Raw genomic sequence first — 20,112 nt, 5'->3', positions numbered from 1 at the left:
AAAGACCTGCTACTGCTTCACATAGAGCGTGGATGACGGAACATCGTTAGCTGCAATGATTTGGTTGATAATAGTGTCTGCACCATCCATCTGACGGGTGTAAACATCCGTCTGGTAGCGAGGTTTAGACGGTGCTGCCTGAGCCAGCAATTGACCGCTGGTATCATGCGTATCAACATCGACCACCATCGACAAACCGACACGAAGCGGGTGTGCTTTCAGGTCATTTGCATCCAACTGAATGCGGACAGGGAGACGCTGCACAACCTTGATCCAGTTGCCGGTTGCATTTTGTGCGGGCAACAATGAGAACGCACTGCCAGTCCCAATCCCTAAGCTTTCCACTTTGGCGTGATATTTAACCTTATCGCCATAGAGATCGGCAGTCACGATCGCTGGCTGGTCAATGCGCATGGTGGTCAGTTGTGTTTCTTTGAAATTGGCGTCAACCCATACTTGATCCAAAGGCACGACCGCCATGAGTGCAGAACCCGGGGTGACACGCTGGCCTACCTGAACATTACGGCGCGCGATGTAGCCAGAGACTGGCGCGACCAGACTGGTACGCTGTTTGGACAGATACGCCTGACGTAACTGACCAATGGCCGTTTTAACCAGAGGATGCGTGCTGACGGTGGTGTTGTTGATCAGTGATTCTTGTGATTTCAACTGCTGTTCTGCGACCGCCAATGATTTCTCGGCAGAATTGGCCATGTCTTGTGCGTGGCTTAATTCTTCCTGAGACAGGCCGCCGGCTTTTACCATATTTTTACGACGAGCAAGATCCGCCTCTGCCTTACGTAGTGCAATTTTCTGTTCGGCAACAACGGCTTTGGCTTGTTCAACATTATTAAACAGCGTACGAACCTGACGGACGACGTGCGCCAGATTGGCTTCTGCATTGTCGAACGCGATATCGGCATCGCTGCTGTCAAAGTGCACCAATTCCTGGCCTTGTTGCACATAGTCGCCGTCATCGGCGGTGATGCTGGTTACTGTGCCAGCAATTTCAGGAGTGATTTGAACCAGATTGCCGTTGACATAGGCATCATCAGTAGACTCAGTACCTACTCCGTAATTGAAATACCAGTAAGCAGAGCCCACACCGGCAACGATTAATGCAGCTGCGAAGATCATCAGGCTTTTTTTACGCTGGCCGGAATGTGTTGAGACCTTTTTTTCAGATTGAGTATGGCTCATAGAAAACCTCAAAAACTAATTATTCTGGATATGTTGAGTAGGGGCTGACGCTGGGATTGAAAATCCGCCCCCCAATGACTGAATCAGCTGAACCTGTGTTTCCTGCTGATGATTTTTCAGCGAAGTAAAGACAGATTCCGCCTGGAGAACCTGTTGTTCCGCCATCAAGACTTCCAGTTGGCTGCCCATACCGGCCTGATAACGTTTCTCCGTGATTTGATAACTTTTCTCGGCCAGATCCATACTGTCCTTGGCATCCACCAATTGCTGCTCTACAGATTTCAGCGCCAACACATTGTCGCTAACCTCATTCAGCGCACGGATCAGGGTCTGGTTGTATTGTGCTACTGCCGTATCGTAATCCGCCGTTTTTGACAGCAGATTCGCTTTCAGATCCGCAGTAAAGATCGGCAAGGAAATAGCCGGTGTCACATTCCATGAACGGCTGACGTCTGCAAATACCGCATCGCCTAAGACAGATTTGAAACCTGCCATCGCACTCAGATTGAAATTGGGATAGAAGCGGGTTTTGGCGACATCAATTTGTTTACTGGCCGCCTCAACACGCCAACGCGCAGCCGTGATGTCGGGTCTGTGGCTGATTAAGGCTGCCGGTAAGTCACTTGGCAAATGGAAATCAGCCTGTACCGAGACATTAGGTCGGCCAATACTGGCTGCTTTATCCGGGCCGGTTCCCACCAGCGCGGCTAAGGCATTTTTTAACTGGGCGACGGCTAAAGTCCGTTGTTTCAGTGTTTGTTTTGCGCTGGCAGCACTGCTTTGTGCCGCATACAGACGATCTTCCGAGGTCAGCCCGTTTTTATATAGGTTGGTTGTGATTTCAACCATATGCTGGTTACGATCCAGGTCTTTCTTCGCCAGATCTTCTAACGCATAGGCATTGGCTAATTGAACATAGGTTTGCGTGATCCCACTGGAAAGGGCAATGCGGGCCGCCTGTTGATCGACTTCAGCCGCTTTCAGGTTATTGACACTGGCTTCCCAGGCCGCACGTTTTCCACCCCACAGATCAAAACTGTAGTTAAAATTTAAACCTAGATTACGGCTGGTGCCGAAACGATTGCCCTGACCGGAATAATCTTCTATCCGAGACAGGCGGGAGCGACTCATACTCGCATTGGCGTTGAGGGTCGGATCAAACAAACTGTCGGCTGCCGCGACCTGCGCATCGGCCTGACTCAATCTGGCAGTAGCCAGTTGCATATCCGGGCTGTTTTTCAGTGCTTCGTTGATCAGGGTGTTCAGATTCTGATCGCCAAAATGCTGCCACCAAGCTTCCTGAGGCCAGTTGGCGGAAGACAAGCTATCTGCGTTCAGACTTTGGCTATGAGCCAAAATGTTATTACCAAATAAGGTATTTTTAGGATGAATACTATCTGGCGCTGCGCAACCGGATAATAAAACCCCGATGGTTAATGAAGATAAGATGAAATATCTGCGCATTTTTTATTCCTGCTGATCAGCGGATGAATCAGGCACTGAATAATGCTCCTGAGCGAAAGCACATCCAGAGGCAACTAAAATTTTTCTCAGACAATGTTTGAGTTGAGACTGTTCTTCATCGGTCAACGTATGGGCTAACTCTGCAATGGCATTGCCTGCCAGCGGCAGAGCCCGTTCGATGGTTTCATATCCTTTATCGGTTAAGCCGATGATCAACGCACGACGATCTTCCGGTGCTGGCGTCCGTTGAATTAGCCCTTTCTTTTCGAGTCGATCCAGCATGCGGGTGATGGCGCTGTTATCGACACCTAATGATTTTCCGATATCACAAGGGCGGGTTTTATTAAAACGATAGATGTTAAATAACGCTTTTGCCTGTCCGGCGGTGATGTCTTCCGGTTCCAGATGTTTATCTAATAAACGATCTTTTAATAGATTGGTGTGTCCAATCAAGAAACCCAGGCTTTCTGCTAAAGGTTCCATTTTAGGAGATGCTTGCTTAGACATTAGTTTACCTTTCATTAATTGATGAGGCATTAATTGCCTATGCAACTAATTATGCGCCTCTATGCTGAACCTTGCAAGCGCATGAAAAATTAATATTTGGAGCGAGAGGTTAAATGACAGGATAATTCGCTATAAATCAGCGATTTAGACCAGCTTCTGTATTGGCCGGGGGCGATGGATAGTTGCTGTTTCATGATTTTGGAAAGATGGCTGCTGGTCGCAAAACCGCTATTTAATGATACGGTCATCAAATCATGATCAGTGTGTTGTAATTGTTCCCGTGCATATTGCAACCGGCGATGCATGATCCACTGATGGGGTGGGAGGCCAAAACTGATACGGAACATGTGCGCAAAATGATAAGCCGAAAGATGCAGCTGATCAGCCATATCTGACAATGAGATGTTATCGGCAAGGTGTATTTCGATCCAATCACGGATAAAACGGCGTTGCCAGTTGGATAATCCGCCCTTAACGACGGGCATTGGTATACGACAAGTTTGAGTTTTGAGCAGATAGAATAAAATGTCATGGCTTAACGCATTGGCCGACAAACGCTGCAGCGGGTTGTTCCAATCCATCTGAACCAGTTGCTGACAGGCGCGTGCCAGTTTTTCATCGTCCATATAGGTGCGATCGGCCAGCGAAAACAGGCGGGGTTCTGCATCCAATATTTGAACGATCTGCTTTGAAAAGAGTTCTGGTGGGATATAAAGATGCAGAAATTTTATTTCTCCACGAATTTCCCAATACGATTCATGCTCTGCAGGTAACAGGCATAACTTTCCCGGCGCCCCCCAGTTGTTTGGTTGATCTCGTCGCCGGACACGATCTCCACCGGAGAGATAATAAGAGAGGGTATGGTGTCCTGGATGTGAATATGCCGTATCGTTCAACTGCTTACGATGCCAGCATGCCGCGACGAAGCCATCACCGAGCAGCGATTGACATTTTAAAGTTGCATTAGCTTCCGTCAGCGCACTAACAACGTGTAACTGTGAATCAGGCATACCACCATTCCTTCAGTCAGAGATCGCAGTGTATCGTCAATTCGGTGAAACAAAAGGCTCCTGTCAAAATAATCGCAAGAACAGACAATGGCTTTTATGAGATACAGGCCATCATGGTGCTATTCGTTGTTTGAAGGAGTTTATGATGAATAGCCTGCTTTATCTCTCTACTGTCTTGATCTGGGGTACAACGTGGATCGCATTGAAATGGCAGTTGGGTGTCACTGCCATCCCATTTTCCATTGCCGGACGCTTTTTGCTGGCCGCCTTTTTGTTGCTGGCGTATCAGACAATACGGGGCAAACTGACCTTTCCCAAAGGAAAGGTGTTGCACCTGATCCTGTTACAAGGCGTCTTGTTGTTCTGTTGTAATTTTCTCTGTTTTTATAATGCAAGTTATTGGATACCCAGTGGCCTGATTGCGGTCATATTTTCTACCTCCACACTTTGGAATGCCTTGTGTGGACGTTTTTTGATGGGGCGTCAAATCCAGCCTAAAGTCTGGCAAGGTGGCATCATGGGGCTGGTCGGGCTTGTTTTCCTGTTCTGGCCGGAAATTACCAGTCATGCCGCCTCATTCGAGGTATTAAAAGGGTTGGGTTTGGCCTTATTGGGTACGCTGTTTTTCTCCTCCGGCAACATGATCTCGGCTCGTTTGCAGGCTCTGGGGGCTACACCAATTCAAACGAACGGCTGGGCTATGCTGGTGGGTGCTACCGTATTGTTGGTGGGGAGTTTAGTGTCTGGATTAAGTTTTAATTTTGATCCTTCAATGCGTTACTGGGGTGCATTGGTTTATCTGGCATTCTTTGGTTCCGTCATCGGTTTTACAGCCTATCTGATGCTGGTTGGGCGTATCGGCCCGGAAAAGGCGGCATACAGCACCGTGCTGTTTCCTGTTGTGGCACTGAATATCTCGGTCTGGTTTGAAGGTTATCAATGGACGGCGAGTGGTTTGTTCGGTCTGTTTCTGGTCATGGCCGGCAATGTGCTGGTGTTTTATCCGAAATCCGGAAACTGGAGAAAAAATAAAGCCATTGCCGACGCATAAAGAATATTCTTTATCGCAAATATTATGTTCAATCTCCTCATCAGCATCGCTCGTACGGATGAGGAGAAGCCTAATTTGCATCCATAGGTATCAGTTTATGGATTAATAGATCAAACGAGATTGCGTCACTCATTACATGGTGATAATAATTATCATTAATGAATAGCGATACAGTGAGGCAATGATATGGCGGTTAAAAAATTAGTGTTAATTCGTCATGGTGAAAGTGTCTGGAATCAGGAAAACCGGTTTACGGGCTGGACTGATGTAGAGCTTTCGGCAAAAGGGATCGAAGAGGCCCATCAGGCTGGTAAATTGCTCAAGGCCGAAGGTTATACATTCGACCATGCTTATACTTCCGTACTTAAACGGGCTATTGCGACGCTTTGGTATATACAGGAAGAGATGGGGCTGGAATGGATTCCGGTTGAAAAAGATTGGCATCTGAATGAACGCCATTACGGAGCGTTACAAGGGTTAAACAAGGCCGAAACTGCACAGCAATATGGTGATGAACAGGTGTTGCTGTGGCGTCGGGGCTTTGCGGTAACGCCTCCGGTATTGACGGAACAGGATGAACGTTTTCCCGGGCACGATCCGCGTTACAGCAAATTAAGCAAAGAGCAATTACCGCTGACAGAAAGTCTGGCAATCACCATTGAACGGGTACTGCCATACTGGACGAATGTCATTCAGCCCCGGGTGGCATCGGGTGAGCGCGTCATTATTGCGGCTCATGGCAATTCTTTACGCGCACTCGTCAAACACCTCGATGGTATTAGTGAGAAAGATATTCTAGAACTGAATATTCCGACGGGAGTACCGCTCGTCTACGAGTTCGATGACAACATGAACCCGATTAGACATTACTATTTGGGTAACCCTGAAGAGATAGCCGCGAAAGCACACGCTGTTGCCAATCAGGGAAAGGCCGGATGATGCTTATTCCGTATTAGTACAGATCCGATCCCGGCCTTGTTGTTTTGCCAGATAAAGTAACCGATCTGCTGCCTGCAGCATTTCATCCAGCCGGTCGGTTAGCTCATCGGTTACGCCAAAACTGGCATTAATATAGACCGGATGCCCTAAATTCATGGGCGTATCTTTTAAATCTATTCTGAATTGTTCAATGCGGGATAATGCAATTTCAAATGGAATGTTAAACGTGATCAAACCAAATTCTTCCCCGCCTAAACGGAAGGTAATGCAGTCTGGAAAATGCTCCATGAAGAGAGCAGAGACCATTTGCAAAACCTGGTCTCCGGCATGATGTCCGTACGAATCATTGATCCGTTTGAAGTGATCAATATCCATGACACAGAGCGAGATCGGTTGGCCTGCAGATTTGGCAGAACGGAACTGTTTTTCCACCTTTTCAAACAAATAGCGGCGATTAAAGAGTTGAGTCAGATAATCGCGATAGGTCATTTCGCGCAGTTTAGAGAGCAGCTCCAGTGTTTCCAGATTATGGTTGATACGGCACTGTAATTCTTCCGGAGCGAATGGTTTAGTCAGAAAATCATTCGCGCCATATTTAATGAAACGCGCAGATAATGATTTCTCGTTGATTGCAGAAATACCAATGATGGCCAAGTCTTCTTTATCGCGTTTTTCACGTAAGGCTTTAACCAGCTCCATGCCATTCATCACGGGCATGTGATAATCCGCCAGCACCATTTTGATCTCAGGATGTTGATTAAGTATCGTGAGTGCTTCTACGCCATCGGCGGCTTCATGCACGGTCAGTAACCAGCGTTTCAATTGTTTGGTAACGAATTGCATTCCGGTGAATGAATCCTCGACGACCAGCACAGAGATAAACTGATTCAGATAGAGGCGGCGTAGCAGGCTGACAACATAGTTAAATGATGTTTTGGAATCTTTGATGATGTAGTCAACCAGCCCTCGTTCCAGTAATTCGTCGCGTTTTTCTTCACTGAAACTGGCGGTCATGACAATGGCTGGAATATGCCATTGCAATACTTCATCCAAAGCCTCGCCATCGGGGGCATCAGGTAATGTCAGGTCGACTAAGGCAGCAAAATAGTCATGCGTTGTTGCAAGGCGAGCTTTAGCTTCTGCCAGGGTATAGGCACTATCTACTTCCACATCCAGTTCTTTACTGATATTTGAACTGAGTGCGCGAGATATCATCTGGCTGTCTTCAATCAAAAGTATTTTATTCATAGACCCAATACATAAAGTCAGGATGCATCAGTGATTGATTTGAGTATAAACCTAGCGGGCGGGACTGTTGATGGCAGAGTTCCGATTCTGTGCGGAGTGTTTGTTTGTTAACTGTTTGTTGCGGTAATTTTGGAGAGAAACGGAACAGCACGAATGTCTGTTCCGTTTTTAATATTATTTATGACGTTCTTTCAGGCAGTTCACGACGTCAGCCAATTGCAGACCTTCGTTTTGCAGCAACACGGTCAGGTGATACAGCAGATCGGCTGATTCGTTGATCAGTTCATTGCGATCTTTGGCCATTGCCGCCAGTGCGACTTCAACACCTTCTTCGCCAACTTTCTGCGCAATACGTTTGGTGCCTTTGGCATACAAACGGGCTGTGTAGCTGGATTCCGGATCGGCATTTTTGCGACCCGCGAGGATTTGCTCCAGTTCAGCCAGAAAAGCCAGTGGCAGAGTAGGGTGTTCGTCAAAGCAGGATGGGCAACCACGGTGGCAGGTAGGGCCAATCGGATCGGCAGCAACCAACAGGCTGTCATTATCACAATCAGTGGTGATAGCTCGCAGCTGCAGCACATGACCCGAGGTTTCACCTTTGGTCCAGAGGCGGCCTTTGCTGCGGCTGAAGAAAGTCACATGGCCAGTCTCAATGGTTTTTTCCAGTGCTTCGCGGGTCATGTAGCCTTGCATTAGCACTTCACCCGTATAAACATGCTGCACAATCGCCGGGATCATGCCTTCTGTTTTTTCCCAATCCAGACGATTCGGGTCAACAATTTTCATCTCAGTCACGGATCTGCACTCCTTCGCTACGCAGATAAGCTTTTAATTCAGGGATCGGAATGATGCCTTTGTGAAATACGGAAGCAGCCAGTGCGCCATCAACATCGGCGATCTGGAAAGCATCACGGAAATGCACCATCTCACCAGCACCACCAGAAGCGATCAACGGCACTTTACATAAGTCACGGATTAACTTGAGCTGAGTTAAGTCATAACCCTGACGTACGCCATCCTGATTCATCATGTTCAGTACGATTTCACCAGCGCCGCGTTTTTGTACTTCCACCACCCAGTCAGGTGTTGTCCATTGAGTGATACGGGTGCGGGTTTCATCCCCTGTGTATTGTTTCACCTGATATTGACCGGTTGTGGCATCAAAATAGGAATCGATACCGACGACAATACATTGCACACCAAAACGATCGGCCAGTTCAGTGATCAGTTCAGGGTTTGCCAATGCCGGGGAGTTGATAGAAACTTTATCGGCACCAAACTCCAGTATACGTTTGGCATCTTCTACCGATTTGATCCCGCCTGCAACACAGAAGGGAATATCAATCACTTCAGCCACACGGCTGACCCAGCTTTTATCCACCACACGGGCATCAGAGGACGCGGTGATATCATAAAACACCAGCTCGTCAGCGCCTTCATCGGCATAACGTTTGGCAAGCGGCACGATGTCGCCCATCACTTCGTGATTGCGAAACTGAACGCCTTTTACCACGACACCGTCTTTAACGTCTAAACAAGGGATTATACGTCGAGCCAGCATGCGATAGCCTCCTTCACGGTGAATTTGCCTTCCAGCAGTGAACGACCGAGGATCACGCCGCCCACACCGGAACCTTTCAGAGCTTCGATATCGGAAATCCCACCGATACCACCGGAAGCCTGCCAGCTGATTTGCGGGAATTGAGCGGCCAGATCACGATACAGAGAAACGTTACTGCCTTGCAGCGTGCCGTCGCGGGAAATATCGGTGCACAGCACATGTTTCAGACCCACCGGCAGATAATGCGCCAACAGGGCTTCGATGGTGACACCACTGTCTTCCTGCCAGCCAGCAACTGCAATTTTGCGTTGACCTTGAGCATCGATGTTCACATCCAGCGCCAGCACGATTTTATCGGCACCGTATTTTTCCACCCAACCAGCCACCGTTGCCGGATCTTTAACGGCGGTAGAGCCGATAACGACACGGTTCGCGCCCGCATCCAGCAGATCTTTAACATCCTGCTCGGTACGCACACCACCACCAATCTGTACCGGTGCTTTGGTATTGGCCAGTAGCTTGCGGATCACTGTCAGTTGGCGTTTGGTGCTGTCTTTGGCGCCATCCAGATCAACCAGATGCAACTGAGTAGCACCTTGCGCCACGTAGTCATCGAAACGACCTTGCGGATCAGCGGAATATTCGGTTTTCTGACCGTAGTCTCCCTGATAGAGGCGAACTACTTTACCGTCGATTAAATCAATAGCCGGAATAATCATTACATCTCCAGGAAATTACGGATCAGTTGCGCACCCAGTTTGCCGGAACGTTCCGGGTGGAATTGCGCACCAAAGAAATTGTCTTTACCTACCACAGCGCTGAATGGCTGGCCATAATCACAACGCGCCAGTGTCGCTTCGGTGACTTCCAGTGCATATGAATGCACGAAGTAGAAATAGCTACCGGAAGGAATGCCTTTAAACAGCGGGTGGGTGCCGTCATGTTCAATCTGGTTCCAGCCCATATGTGGCAAACGCAGATCGCCGACTTGCATCAGTTTTACTTTACCGGGAATGATGCCGAGGCACTGAATATCAGCTTCGCCATCCATGCTCTCTTCGGAGGCTTGCGCCAGCATCTGCATGCCGAGACAGAAACCCAGCAGAGGCTGTTTGGCTTCACGGATCAGATCAACCAGCTTACGTTCCTGCAGATTACGCATTGCGGCTTTGGCCGTACCCACACCCGGCAGGATCAGTTTATCTGTTGATTTGATGTCAGCCGCTTCGCAGCTGACAACCGGCTCCACACCTAAACGCTGGATTGCCATTTTGACCGAAGACAGGTTGGCACAACCGGTGTCAATAATAGTCAGTTTCATGCTGAACCCCTTACAGAACACCTTTGGAAGAGGGCAGTTCAGTGCCTTCTACATTGATTGCCTGACGTAATGCGCGACCAAAACCTTTGAACAACGCTTCGACCTGGTGATGCGTATTACCTTCCGTCACAGACAGATTTAGCGTGATCGCCATGGCATCAGTCAGTGAGCGGAAGAAATGTTCGACCATTTCAGTGTTGAATTCACCCACCTGTTCACGACCAAATTTGGCATCAAACACGAGGAACGGACGGCCGGATAAATCGATAGCAACTTGCGCCAGACATTCATCCATCGGCAGCAGGAAGCCGAAACGGCCGATACCGCGTTTGTTACCCAGCGCTTTTTTCAGGGCTTCGCCTAGTGCCAGTGCTGTATCTTCGACGGTGTGGTGATCATCGATATGCAGATCGCCTTTCACAGTCAGCTGTAGGCTGAAACCGGCATGAGTCGCGATTTGATCCAGCATGTGGTCGAAGAAACCAATGCCGGTCGCGATTTGATTGCCACCGGATTTATCCAGATCGACATCCACACTGATCTGAGTTTCTTTGGTGTTTCTGATCACATGAGCTTTCCGGCCCTGATTTAGCAGCATGTCACGGATGTGATTCCAGTTGCAGGTCTCTGGGTTGTAACGGATACCGTGAATACCCATGTTTTCAGCTAATTGCACGTCGGTGATGCGATCGCCGATCACATAGGAATTGGCGTGGTCAATTCGGCCGGAATGCAGATAATCTTTGACGATACCGAGTTTCGGTTTGCGGCAAGTGCAATCATCGTGTGGGAAGTGCGGGCAGATCAGCACTGCTTCCCAGTTCACACCCTGTGATTCAAAGATATGCATCATCAGATCTTGCGGCGGTTGGAAGTTTTCCAATGGCAGACTGTCGGTACCCAGACCATCCTGGTTGGTTACCATCACCAGCACAAAACCAGCCGCCTGCAGATCACGCAGCGCCGGAATAACCATTGGCTCGAAGCGCAGTTTATCAAGACTATCAACCTGCTTATCAATCACAGGTTCTTCAATCAAAGTACCGTCGCGGTCAATGAAGAGAAATTTTTGCTTTTGGCTCACGGCGTTCTCCCTGTCAGGCCAGTGATTGCAGCACAGTTAACACTGCCTGCATTTCTGCTTCGTCACCAATCGTGACACGCACGGAATTATCCAGCATCGGCTTGTTCGCAAAATCACGCAGAATAATGCCTTGCTCCACCATAGCAGCAAATACTTTGGCGCTATCGGTAAAGCGGATCAGCACAAAGTTACCGTTATCATCGTAAATATCTTTTACGCATGACAAACTGGCAATGTCGGCTTTGAATTTCTGTTTAAGTTTGTTCAGCCATGCAATGCGGGTGCGCATCTTTTCCAGACCGGCAGGGCTTAATGCCTGTGCGGCAATCTGCGCTACGGGTTCTGCAATCGGGTAGGGGGCGATCACTTTCAAAAGCAGACTGATCACTTCCGGGTTCGCAATCGTGAAGCCACAGCGCAGTCCTGCCAATGCAAAACCTTTCGACAACGTACGGGTCACCACCAGATTCGGATAATCACTGATCAGGTCAACCATGCTGAATTGCGGGCAGAATTCGATGTAGGCTTCGTCCACCACGACAATCGCTTTATTCTGTGTGGCATTCAGTACGGTGATCAGTTTTTTCCGATCCAACACCGTGCCAGTCGGGTTATTCGGTGAGCAGAAGAAAATAACCTTCACGCCATCCAGTTGCTCCAGAATGGCTGGAACATTTGGTTGGAAATCCGCTAATGGTGGAACGGTCCTGATACCGACACCACAGGTTTCTGCGCTGATGGAATACATGCCGTAGGTTGGCGGGCAGATCAGGATCTCTTCCTTGCCCGGTTCACAGAAGGTGCGTACTAGCAATTCGATCGCTTCGTCAGAACCACGGCTGACCAGTACCTGCTCCGGTTGTACGCCAGCATAAGCAGCATAAGATTCGATTACTTCCGGCGGCTGACATTCCGGATAGCGGTTTAGACGGCTGCAATCCAGTGTATATTGTTCGCTTTTCGGCGCTTCATTTGCATTCAGAAAAACATGCCCTTTACCACCGATACGACGAGCAGAAAGATAAGGGGTCAAATCCTGTACGCGCTGGCAAGCCAGTTTAGTCAGACTCATTATTTCGCCTCCTGGCTGTTAATGCTTTCCATACGAATAGTGACGGCACGTTTGTGCGCAGTCAGACCTTCGGCATCTGCCATTGTTGTCACGGTAGTTGCCAAGCCTTTCAGACCATCAGCGCTCAGTTCCTGCACGGTATAACGGCGCTGGTAATCAGCCAGACCCAGACTGGAAGCCGTTTTGGCATAACCGTAAGTTGGCAACGTGTGGTTGGTGCCACTGGCGTAATCACCGACGGATTCCGGTGTCCAGTTACCTAAGAAGATGGAACCGGCATTTTCCAGCTTGTTCAGTAACGCGCGTGGCTCAACGGTCTGTACGATCAAGTGCTCAGGCGCATATTCATTGGAAATGACGCAAGCCTCTGCCAAATCGGTACAGATGATAGAGCGGCTACTTTCCAGAGCTTTGCGGGCAATGTCGGCACGGCTCAGTTCTGCCAGTTGTTTTTCCAGCTCAGCATCGACCTGGTTGGCCAATTTGATAGAAGGTGTGACCAATACAACTTGTGAGTCCGGACCGTGCTCTGCCTGAGACAGCAAATCGGCTGCGACAAATCCCGCGTTGGCAGTCTCATCAGCAATGACCAGCACTTCAGAGGGGCCGGCTGGCATATCAATCGCCGCACCGCGAAAATCCATACTGACCTGACGTTTGGCTTCGGTCACCCATGCATTGCCAGGGCCGAAGATTTTATCCACTTTGGATACTGACTCAGTCCCGTAGGCCATCGCTGCAATCGCCTGTGCGCCACCCATGGTGTAGATTTCACTGACACCGCACAGTGTTGCAGCGTAGATGATTTCATCAGCGATGGGTGGTGGTGAGCAAAGAATGACTTTACGGCATTCGGCAATTTTGGCCGGAATCGCCAGCATCAGCACGGTTGAAACTAATGGCGCACTGCCGCCTGGCACATACAAACCAACGCGGTTGATCGGTTGGTAATGCAGTTCGCAACGCACACCAGCCTGTGTATCTAATGCCAGAGGTGCGGGCTTTTGTGCCTGATGAAAGGTCGCCACATTGCTATAGGCATGCTGAATAGCGGTTTTCAGCTCTGGGCTGGTACGTTCACAGGCTACTTTGATCGCATCTGCTGATAAACGTAAATTACCTTCGCTGACTTTATCGAATTTGGCCGTGAATTCACGCAGCGCATTATCACCTTCACTGCGAATGCGGCTCACGATATTACTGACAATACTGGTGATTTCCGCAGAGTTACTCATTGCCGGGCGGGTCAGCGTTTCACGACGCTGTTCCGCATTCAGACTTGCCCACTGAACGATCTGCATGTTCTGCTCCCGTTACATCATCATTTTTTCGATTGGCAGCACCAGAATAGAGCTGGCACCCAGCGCTTTCAGTTTTTCCATGGTTTCCCAGAACAGGGTTTCGGTAGCCACAACATGCATTGCAACGTGAGTGCTGTCGCTGGCCAGCGGCATTACAGTCGGATTCTCAGCGCCTGGCAGCAACGCCGTGATTTCAGCCAGTTTATTTTTAGGGGCGTGCAACATGATGTATTTGCTTTCGCGAGCCTGCAGCATACCTTCCAGACGTGGCAGCAGACGATCAACCAGCTTCTGTTTTTCCGGATACAGTTCGGTATCAGCCTGGATTAAGGTCGCTTTAGAGCGATAGATAACCTGAACTTCTTTCAGGCCGTTGGCTTCCAGTGTTGCACCTGAAGAGACCAGATCACAGATGGCATCAGCCAGACCAGCACGCGGAGCAACTTCAACTGAACCAGTCAGTAATACCGGTTTGAAGGTGACACCTTTTTCCGCAAGAAAGCGTTTTAACAAGTGAGGGTAGGTCGTCGCAATTTTTTTGCCTTGCAGCGCAGCAACACCCGTCCATTCTTCTTCACGAGGAATGGCCAGTGACAGGCGGCATCCACCGTAATCCAGATCTTTCAGCTTCTTGAATGCTGTTGCCAGATTCAATGATTGGCGTTCCAGCATGGTTTCTTCCAGAACGTTTTCACCTACAATCCCGAGGTCGACTACCTTGTCCATCACCAAGCCGGGGATGTCGTCATCACGAACGCGCAGAATATCGATTGGCATATTTTCTACATGCGCAATCAGGCGGTCTTCACGCAGATTGATTTTGAAACCACAGCTTTTCAGCAGTTCTTGTGAATCCTGACTCAGGCGACCTGATTTCTGCATCGCGATGCGCAGACGTTTGCTATCCATAGTTATATCCTTGTAAATGAAAAAACCCTCGGAAGTAGTGGCTTCCGAGGGTTTAGTGATTGGCTTGGGAACCACTGGGAAGTCACGTCGGTGTCTTCCAGCAGCAATCCTCCTGAAAGACTATTCCGGATGATGGCGGTGATGGTGATGCACAGTCTTCAGTAAGGTCATGATTGCTAATTTGCTTCTTTATTGTCCCAATGGGTAACAAAATACCGTGCCTGACGAAAAAAGCAAGTACAGAATACAGGAAAAGCATTTTTGAATTTTAAAATGGAATAAATGCATCATTATTCATTTGTGAAAATCAAAAGGGATCGAACTGGGTATTTTTTCTATTTCTGCTTATTTTTTATACCTGCTGGTCGATAATTAAATACTGAGGGAGCTAAAGCGAGGCGACCCGATATGCCCAATCAAGACATGCTCTTCCCTATATTGCCGAGGCCGACACCGCCGGTGAATCTTAATGACATCATCCATCATGATGTGCCTAAGGTAGAGCCGCAATCTAAAGCAGATAAAATTGATACTGAGCAGCATCATCCTCAGCAGCAACAACCTCATCATTTTGAAGCGAAAGAACAAGGGATATTGGAAGAGGAAAATGAGGTTGCCGAGGCTGCTTCGACTGACTCAGAGAATGAAAAACACCCGGAACATATTGATATATTTATCTGATGTCGTGCTTTATTGGAATCATCAGATGGCAGAGTGATACAATCCGGCCATAAACAACAGTTGAATTGGATCCACTCTGTGTCTTTGCAATCTATCCAGCATCAACAACGCAGGCGGCGTCAAATTTGGCTGCTCACCTTATTGCTCTGTGTCTCACTGACGTCAATGATCAGTCTCTCATCGGGTAGTTATCATATTGGTTTTGCTGACTGGTGGCATGGACTGTCTCAGATACAACAACAAGTCATTCTCGAATTACGTTTGCCTCGGACATTGCTCGCTATTGCGGTCGGGGGCGGATTAGCATTATGCGGTGCCGTCTTGCAAATATTACTGCATAACCCCGTTGCAGAGCCGGGGTTGATTGGTATTTCTAGTGGCGCCAGTTTTCTTGCTGTTTTCTTCATCTTTATCGGACACCATTCTGGTATCGCGATTCCTGCTTGGGGAATCAGTGTTGCCGCATTCATCGGGGCTTTATTGATCACGTTATTATTACTGCGTTTATCTTATCGCGGGCAACTTGGCAGCAGTCGATTACTGTTATTAGGCGTTGCTATCGGCATTGCGACTAATGCACTGACAACCTGGTTACTCTATTTCTCTGATGACCAGGCACTACGGGAAATCATGTTCTGGATGATGGGCAGTCTGGCCTATGGGCAGATCCAACCGGCATATTGGTGGCTCCCGTTCATTATTGTGTGCGCTTGGCTGATTAGTCAGCATCGCAAACTGGCACTGTTGCAATTGGGAGCATATCAAGCTCAGCTAATGGGGTTAGATCTTCGCAAAACACAACGCCGGTTAGTCTGGGCTGTCTGTTTTATTAGTGGTATGTGTGTTGCGCTGGCCGGTGTGATTGGTTTTATTGGTCTGGTTGTCCCTCATTTGGTGCGATTAGCCGGGAAAGATGGTCCGGCTTTCACGATCCCTGCCTCTGTGTTGGCTGGAAGTCTGTTATTGTTAATCGCGGATATATTATCGCGTTCTTTTATCAGTGCCGGTGAATTACCAGTTGGTGTTGTCACGGCGTCGATTGGTGCGCCTATCTTTATTTATTTATTAGTTCGTCGTTATGCTTTCGCTGATTGATTTTCGTATTCCAAATCGAGTTGGGCCAATTACCGCATCTGTTGCTGCTGGTCAGCACATTGCAATCATTGGTCCAAACGGAAGTGGTAAATCCAGTTTATTACTTGGTATGGCAGGGTTGGTCAGATCCACAGGGCAACTACTTTGGGATCATCAGGATATCCGGCAGTGGTCGATGCAGTATGCCGCCGTTAAAAGAGCCATGCTGCCACAACGTTCAGCACAGCTACTGCCGATCACCTGCAATCAGGTAATTGCCTTAGGTGCAATGCCTCTGAACGTTCGTGAATCTTCGTTACAATCGGCGATTGAACATGTATGTTCGCGTCTGGAATTAAGCGATTATCTGAACCGTGATTTCAGCCAGTTATCGGGTGGTGAACAGCAACGGGTGTTGTTGGCCAAAACATTACTTCAGGTTTGGCCTGAATTAAATCCACATGCAAGTTTTCTATTACTGGATGAACCATTGGCCGGTTTAGACTGGCATCATCAAATCATCTTATTAACCCTGTTAAATGAATTGAAACGTCAGGGGCTCACAATCCTGACATCGATTCATGATTTTAATCTGGCGGTAGCCCATAGTGATGTGATTTGGTGTCTACAACAAGGCCAGCTCGTTTTTTCTGATACGGTAGATCAATTTAACGAGCGTTTAATTGAGGACGTTTTCTGTTTAAAAACCATTCGTTGTCAGGCTGAAGGCCAGGCATTATTTCTTCCATGGCAAGTTAGTCATACCACCCATTCAAAAGGGGATTGAAGTGAAACCGGGGAACAAAGGCTTTTATCGTGTTTATAAAGCTAGCATTTACAGCATGCAAGGTATCAAAGCTGCGTGGAGGCATGAAGCTGCCTTCAGGCAAGAGATGATATTGATGCTGTTATTAACTCCGGCAGCATTTATTGTTGGAACAGGGCTTACACAACAACTTCTTTTATTAGTACTGGCATGGTTGGTGGTGATTGTGGAAATCCTGAATTCTGCGGTGGAGGCGGTCGTAGATCGGTTCGGTGGTGAAATGCACCCTCTTTCAGGACGAGCAAAAGACATGGGTTCTGCTGCCGTATTTATAACGCTGACACTCAATGCAATCGTTTGGTGTGCCGTCATCGGGCAAAACTGGCTGCGATTGTGGTAATGGTTTTGCTTGTTGCTACCTCGAATGAATGGTAGTATTCGCGCCGCTATTAAGAGGTATCGGACGGTCGCATCTGATGCCATACATTCATTATTTAAGAAGTGAGATAATTATGTCTTTTACATTCCAAACTGAAGTTCGTGCAGACCTGGGGAAAGGTGCGAGCCGCCGCCTGCGTCGTGCAGAACAAGTTCCTGCAATCCTGTACGGTGCAGGTCAGGAAGCTGTTTCTCTGGTTCTGGATCACAACAAAGTGATCGTTGCTCAGCAAGAACAAGCTTTCTACAGCGAAGTGTTGACTCTGGTTGTTGACGGTAAAGAAGTGAAAGCTAAAGTAGCTGCAGTTCAACGTCACCCAGTTAAGCCAAAAGTAGTTCATCTGGACTTCATCCGCGCGTAATGCCCGGATAATGAAATAAAGGCAGCTTCGGCTGCCTTTATTTTTAGGGGTAAAACGTTATCTCTGTTTGCACCTGCATTCACATTTCATTAGACTTTTGCCCGACATGTCCGAATGTAGCGGACATTGCCTTTCAACATAACCTCAATATCAACAAGTGACACTTGGTGTGTGTCACCACTGTAAGGATACATCATGCCTGTAATTACACTTCCCGATGGTAGTCAACGCGCATTTGATCATGCCGTTTCAGTTTATGACGTTGCTGCAAGCATCGGTGCTGGTCTGGCGAAAGCCTGTATCGCTGGTCGCGTTAATGGTGAGCTGGTCGATGCCTGTGAGCTGATCGAATCAGATTCAACCTTATCAATTATTACCGCCAAAGATCAGGAAGGTCTGGAGATTCTGCGCCATTCCTGTGCGCATTTATTAGGTCATGCGATCAAACAATTATGGCCTGAGACTAAGATGGCTATCGGTCCGGTCATCGACAATGGCTTCTATTATGACGTCGACCTTGACCGAACTCTGACCGAAGAAGATATTCAGGCGCTGGAAGCCCGTATGCTGGAGCTGGCGCAGAAAGACTACGATGTCGTGAAGAAAAAGGTGAGCTGGCAGGAAGCTCGCGATGTTTTTGAGTCTCGCGGTGAAACTTACAAAATCGCGATTCTGGATGAAAACATTGCACGTGATGATCAGCCAGGTTTATATCACCACGAAGAATACATTGATATGTGTCGTGGTCCGCATGTACCTAATATGCGTTTCTGCCATCATTTCAAACTGCAGAAAACCTCCGGTGCCTACTGGCGTGGTGACGCTAAAAACAAGATGCTGCAGCGTATTTACGGTACCGCCTGGGCTGACAAGAAGCAGCTGAGCGCGTATCTGCAACGTCTGGAAGAAGCGGCTAAACGTGACCATCGTAAAATTGGTAAACAGCTTGATCTGTACCATATGCAGGAAGAAGCACCAGGTATGGTGTTCTGGCACAACGATGGATGGACTATTTTCCGTGAGCTGGAAACCTTCATCCGTCAAAAACTGCGTGAATATGATTATGAAGAGGTCAAAGGCCCGTTCATGATGGACCGCGTATTGTGGGAACGTTCAGGCCATTGGGATAAGTATGCCGATGCCATGTTTACCACTTCGTCTGAAAACCGCGAATATGCGATTAAGCCGATGAACTGCCCGGGTCATGTACAGATCTTTAATCAGGGTCTGAAATCTTACCGCGATCTGCCACTGCGTATGGCTGAGTTCGGTAGCTGCCACCGTAATGAACCGTCTGGTTCTCTGCATGGTCTGATGCGTGTTCGTGGCTTTACACAGGATGACGCGCATATTTTCTGTGCCGAAAACCAGATCCAAGATGAAGTATCTTCCTGTATCCGCATGGTGTATGACACCTACAGCACCTTTGGTTTCCAGAACATCGCAGTAAAACTGTCTACTCGTCCGGAAAAACGTATCGGCAGTGATGATATGTGGGATCGCGCCGAAGAAGCCCTGAGCGAAGCATTAAAACACAACGACATCGAGTTTGAATATCAGCCGGGTGAGGGTGCATTCTACGGTCCGAAGATCGAATTTACCCTGCATGACTGTTTGGATCGTGCATGGCAATGCGGCACCATCCAGCTGGACTTCGCATTACCGGGTCGCTTAGGTGCAACCTATGTGGGTGAAGATAATGAGCGCCACGTACCGGTGATGATCCACCGTGCAATTCTCGGCTCCATTGAACGCTTCATCGGTATTCTGACAGAGGAATCGGCCGGATATTTCCCTTTGTGGCTGGCCCCGTTACAGGCTGTCGTGATGAATATCACCGATAATCAGGCTGATTATGTGAAACAAGTAGTTAATACTTTGAATGAATCCGGTATTCGCGCAAAAGCGGACTTGAGAAATGAGAAGATTGGCTTTAAAATCCGCGAGCATACTTTGAAACGCGTTCCTTACATGCTTGTCTGCGGTGATAAAGAAATGGAAGCAGGCGAAATCGCAGTAAGAACCCGTAAAGGTGTTGATTTAGGTAAATTCAAAGTAACTGATTTAGTCGAGAAGTTACGCAAAGAAATCAGCACTCGTGGATTAAATGTTGTGGAGGAATAA

General features: G+C 48.2%; 21 protein-coding genes and 1 other annotated feature. Of the genes, 8 read left to right on the top strand and 13 right to left on the bottom strand.

The features are described 5' to 3' along the window. Positions 1-9: 9 nt before the first annotated feature. From H027_RS0101550 to H027_RS0101535, 4 genes are all read right to left on the bottom strand, one after another. The gene (locus tag H027_RS0101550; RefSeq protein WP_024870774.1) at positions 10-1,200 is read right to left on the bottom strand and encodes an HlyD/EmrA/EmrK family protein; all 1,191 of its coding nucleotides are present in this window, start codon (positions 1,198-1,200) and stop codon (positions 10-12) included. 15 nt (positions 1,201-1,215) lie between these two features. After that, positions 1,216-2,664 (bottom strand): efflux transporter outer membrane subunit, encoded by a 1,449-nt coding sequence (locus tag H027_RS0101545; protein ID WP_024870773.1) that lies wholly within the window; start codon positions 2,662-2,664, stop codon positions 1,216-1,218. Between the two features lie 3 nt (positions 2,665-2,667). Next, positions 2,668-3,171, bottom strand: coding sequence for a MarR family winged helix-turn-helix transcriptional regulator (locus H027_RS0101540; protein ID WP_024870772.1), 504 nt, complete (start codon positions 3,169-3,171; stop codon positions 2,668-2,670). Positions 3,172-3,260: 89 nt separating this feature from the next. Then, positions 3,261-4,181, bottom strand: a complete 921-nt coding sequence (locus H027_RS0101535) for an AraC family transcriptional regulator (RefSeq protein WP_024870771.1) — start codon at positions 4,179-4,181, stop codon at positions 3,261-3,263. A 145-nt stretch (positions 4,182-4,326) separates the two neighbouring features. Between H027_RS0101535 and H027_RS0101530 the strand changes: the two genes are divergently transcribed. Both H027_RS0101530 and gpmA read left to right on the top strand, forming a co-directional pair. Then, positions 4,327-5,232, top strand: coding sequence for a DMT family transporter (locus H027_RS0101530; RefSeq protein ID WP_024870770.1), 906 nt, complete (start codon positions 4,327-4,329; stop codon positions 5,230-5,232). A gap of 186 nt (positions 5,233-5,418) precedes the next feature. Continuing rightward, on the top strand, positions 5,419-6,171 hold the full coding sequence (gene gpmA, locus H027_RS0101525) for a 2,3-diphosphoglycerate-dependent phosphoglycerate mutase (protein ID WP_024870769.1): 753 nt from the start codon (positions 5,419-5,421) through the stop codon (positions 6,169-6,171). A gap of 3 nt (positions 6,172-6,174) precedes the next feature. Here gpmA and H027_RS0101520 read toward each other — a convergent pair whose 3' ends face one another. From H027_RS0101520 to hisG, 9 genes are all read right to left on the bottom strand, one after another. Then, positions 6,175-7,419: a diguanylate cyclase gene (locus tag H027_RS0101520; RefSeq protein ID WP_024870768.1), complete on the bottom strand. Its 1,245-nt coding sequence runs from the start codon at positions 7,417-7,419 to the stop codon at positions 6,175-6,177. 174 nt (positions 7,420-7,593) lie between these two features. Continuing rightward, on the bottom strand, positions 7,594-8,205 hold the full coding sequence (hisIE, locus tag H027_RS0101515; RefSeq protein ID WP_024870767.1) for a bifunctional phosphoribosyl-AMP cyclohydrolase/phosphoribosyl-ATP diphosphatase HisIE: 612 nt from the start codon (positions 8,203-8,205) through the stop codon (positions 7,594-7,596). A 1-nt stretch (position 8,206) separates the two neighbouring features. After that, entirely contained in the window at positions 8,207-8,980 is a 774-nt protein-coding gene (hisF, locus tag H027_RS0101510) for an imidazole glycerol phosphate synthase subunit HisF (protein WP_024870766.1), read from the bottom strand. Next, positions 8,962-9,699, bottom strand: coding sequence for a 1-(5-phosphoribosyl)-5-[(5-phosphoribosylamino)methylideneamino]imidazole-4-carboxamide isomerase (gene hisA, locus H027_RS0101505; RefSeq protein ID WP_024870765.1), 738 nt, complete (start codon positions 9,697-9,699; stop codon positions 8,962-8,964). Before hisA ends, hisF begins: the two co-directional genes overlap by 19 nt. Beyond that, positions 9,699-10,301 carry an imidazole glycerol phosphate synthase subunit HisH gene (gene hisH / locus H027_RS0101500; protein ID WP_024870764.1) on the bottom strand — a complete coding sequence of 201 codons (603 nt, stop codon included), beginning with the start codon at positions 10,299-10,301 and terminating at the stop codon, positions 9,699-9,701. Before hisH ends, hisA begins: the two co-directional genes overlap by 1 nt. 10 nt (positions 10,302-10,311) lie before the next feature. Continuing rightward, on the bottom strand, positions 10,312-11,385 hold the full coding sequence (gene hisB, locus H027_RS0101495) for a bifunctional histidinol-phosphatase/imidazoleglycerol-phosphate dehydratase HisB (protein WP_024870763.1): 1,074 nt from the start codon (positions 11,383-11,385) through the stop codon (positions 10,312-10,314). A gap of 13 nt (positions 11,386-11,398) precedes the next feature. After that, on the bottom strand, positions 11,399-12,457 hold the full coding sequence (hisC, locus tag H027_RS0101490) for a histidinol-phosphate transaminase (RefSeq protein ID WP_024870762.1): 1,059 nt from the start codon (positions 12,455-12,457) through the stop codon (positions 11,399-11,401). Further along, on the bottom strand, positions 12,457-13,758 hold the full coding sequence (gene hisD, locus H027_RS0101485) for a histidinol dehydrogenase (protein WP_024870761.1): 1,302 nt from the start codon (positions 13,756-13,758) through the stop codon (positions 12,457-12,459). The genes hisC and hisD overlap by 1 nt, the downstream gene beginning before the upstream one ends. A 12-nt stretch (positions 13,759-13,770) precedes the next feature. Then, positions 13,771-14,667 carry an ATP phosphoribosyltransferase gene (gene hisG / locus H027_RS0101480; RefSeq protein ID WP_024870760.1) on the bottom strand — a complete coding sequence of 299 codons (897 nt, stop codon included), beginning with the start codon at positions 14,665-14,667 and terminating at the stop codon, positions 13,771-13,773. A gap of 16 nt (positions 14,668-14,683) precedes the next feature. Further along, positions 14,684-14,812 (bottom strand) — a sequence feature (His leader region). A 263-nt stretch (positions 14,813-15,075) separates the two neighbouring features. Between hisG and H027_RS0101475 the strand changes: the two genes are divergently transcribed. From H027_RS0101475 to thrS, 6 genes are all read left to right on the top strand, one after another. After that, on the top strand, positions 15,076-15,348 hold the full coding sequence (locus tag H027_RS0101475; protein ID WP_024870759.1) for a hypothetical protein: 273 nt from the start codon (positions 15,076-15,078) through the stop codon (positions 15,346-15,348). 78 nt (positions 15,349-15,426) lie between these two features. Further along, entirely contained in the window at positions 15,427-16,443 is a 1,017-nt protein-coding gene (btuC, locus tag H027_RS0101470) for a vitamin B12 ABC transporter permease BtuC (RefSeq protein WP_024870758.1), read from the top strand. After that, positions 16,427-17,209 (top strand): ATP-binding cassette domain-containing protein, encoded by a 783-nt coding sequence (locus H027_RS0101465; RefSeq protein WP_024870757.1) that lies wholly within the window; start codon positions 16,427-16,429, stop codon positions 17,207-17,209. The genes btuC and H027_RS0101465 overlap by 17 nt, the downstream gene beginning before the upstream one ends. Positions 17,210-17,264: 55 nt before the next feature. Beyond that, positions 17,265-17,588 carry a diacylglycerol kinase gene (locus tag H027_RS0101460; RefSeq protein ID WP_051449011.1) on the top strand — a complete coding sequence of 108 codons (324 nt, stop codon included), beginning with the start codon at positions 17,265-17,267 and terminating at the stop codon, positions 17,586-17,588. 112 nt (positions 17,589-17,700) lie between these two features. Continuing rightward, the gene (gene rplY, locus H027_RS0101455) at positions 17,701-17,988 is read left to right on the top strand and encodes a 50S ribosomal protein L25 (RefSeq protein WP_024870755.1); all 288 of its coding nucleotides are present in this window, start codon (positions 17,701-17,703) and stop codon (positions 17,986-17,988) included. A gap of 195 nt (positions 17,989-18,183) precedes the next feature. Continuing rightward, on the top strand, positions 18,184-20,112 hold the full coding sequence (thrS, locus tag H027_RS0101450) for a threonine--tRNA ligase (protein ID WP_024870754.1): 1,929 nt from the start codon (positions 18,184-18,186) through the stop codon (positions 20,110-20,112).

Source organism: Tolumonas lignilytica (genome assembly GCF_000527035.1).
GTDB classification, from domain to species: Bacteria; Pseudomonadota; Gammaproteobacteria; order Enterobacterales; family Aeromonadaceae; genus Tolumonas; species Tolumonas lignilytica.
The sequence above is the reverse complement of the archived record's forward strand: the minus strand, read 5'-3'. Positions and strand labels throughout refer to the sequence as shown.

What these genes read in the sequence shown, in the direction of transcription:
- H027_RS0101550 (WP_024870774.1), bottom strand. Translation starts at nt 1,200, where the DNA reads ATGAGCCATACTCAATCTGAAAAAAAGGTCTCAACACATTCCGGCCAG.
- H027_RS0101545 (WP_024870773.1), bottom strand. Translation starts at nt 2,664, where the DNA reads ATGCGCAGATATTTCATCTTATCTTCATTAACCATCGGGGTTTTATTA.
- H027_RS0101540 (WP_024870772.1), bottom strand. Translation starts at nt 3,171, where the DNA reads ATGTCTAAGCAAGCATCTCCTAAAATGGAACCTTTAGCAGAAAGCCTG.
- H027_RS0101535 (WP_024870771.1), bottom strand. Translation starts at nt 4,181, where the DNA reads ATGCCTGATTCACAGTTACACGTTGTTAGTGCGCTGACGGAAGCTAAT.
- H027_RS0101530 (WP_024870770.1), top strand. Translation starts at nt 4,327, where the DNA reads ATGAATAGCCTGCTTTATCTCTCTACTGTCTTGATCTGGGGTACAACG.
- gpmA (WP_024870769.1), top strand. Translation starts at nt 5,419, where the DNA reads ATGGCGGTTAAAAAATTAGTGTTAATTCGTCATGGTGAAAGTGTCTGG.
- H027_RS0101520 (WP_024870768.1), bottom strand. Translation starts at nt 7,419, where the DNA reads ATGAATAAAATACTTTTGATTGAAGACAGCCAGATGATATCTCGCGCA.
- hisIE (WP_024870767.1), bottom strand. Translation starts at nt 8,205, where the DNA reads ATGAAAATTGTTGACCCGAATCGTCTGGATTGGGAAAAAACAGAAGGC.
- hisF (WP_024870766.1), bottom strand. Translation starts at nt 8,980, where the DNA reads ATGCTGGCTCGACGTATAATCCCTTGTTTAGACGTTAAAGACGGTGTC.
- hisA (WP_024870765.1), bottom strand. Translation starts at nt 9,699, where the DNA reads ATGATTATTCCGGCTATTGATTTAATCGACGGTAAAGTAGTTCGCCTC.
- hisH (WP_024870764.1), bottom strand. Translation starts at nt 10,301, where the DNA reads ATGAAACTGACTATTATTGACACCGGTTGTGCCAACCTGTCTTCGGTC.
- hisC (WP_024870762.1), bottom strand. Translation starts at nt 12,457, where the DNA reads ATGAGTCTGACTAAACTGGCTTGCCAGCGCGTACAGGATTTGACCCCT.
- hisD (WP_024870761.1), bottom strand. Translation starts at nt 13,758, where the DNA reads ATGCAGATCGTTCAGTGGGCAAGTCTGAATGCGGAACAGCGTCGTGAA.
- hisG (WP_024870760.1), bottom strand. Translation starts at nt 14,667, where the DNA reads ATGGATAGCAAACGTCTGCGCATCGCGATGCAGAAATCAGGTCGCCTG.
- H027_RS0101475 (WP_024870759.1), top strand. Translation starts at nt 15,076, where the DNA reads ATGCCCAATCAAGACATGCTCTTCCCTATATTGCCGAGGCCGACACCG.
- H027_RS0101465 (WP_024870757.1), top strand. Translation starts at nt 16,427, where the DNA reads ATGCTTTCGCTGATTGATTTTCGTATTCCAAATCGAGTTGGGCCAATT.
- H027_RS0101460 (WP_051449011.1), top strand. Translation starts at nt 17,265, where the DNA reads ATGCAAGGTATCAAAGCTGCGTGGAGGCATGAAGCTGCCTTCAGGCAA.
- rplY (WP_024870755.1), top strand. Translation starts at nt 17,701, where the DNA reads ATGTCTTTTACATTCCAAACTGAAGTTCGTGCAGACCTGGGGAAAGGT.
- thrS (WP_024870754.1), top strand. Translation starts at nt 18,184, where the DNA reads ATGCCTGTAATTACACTTCCCGATGGTAGTCAACGCGCATTTGATCAT.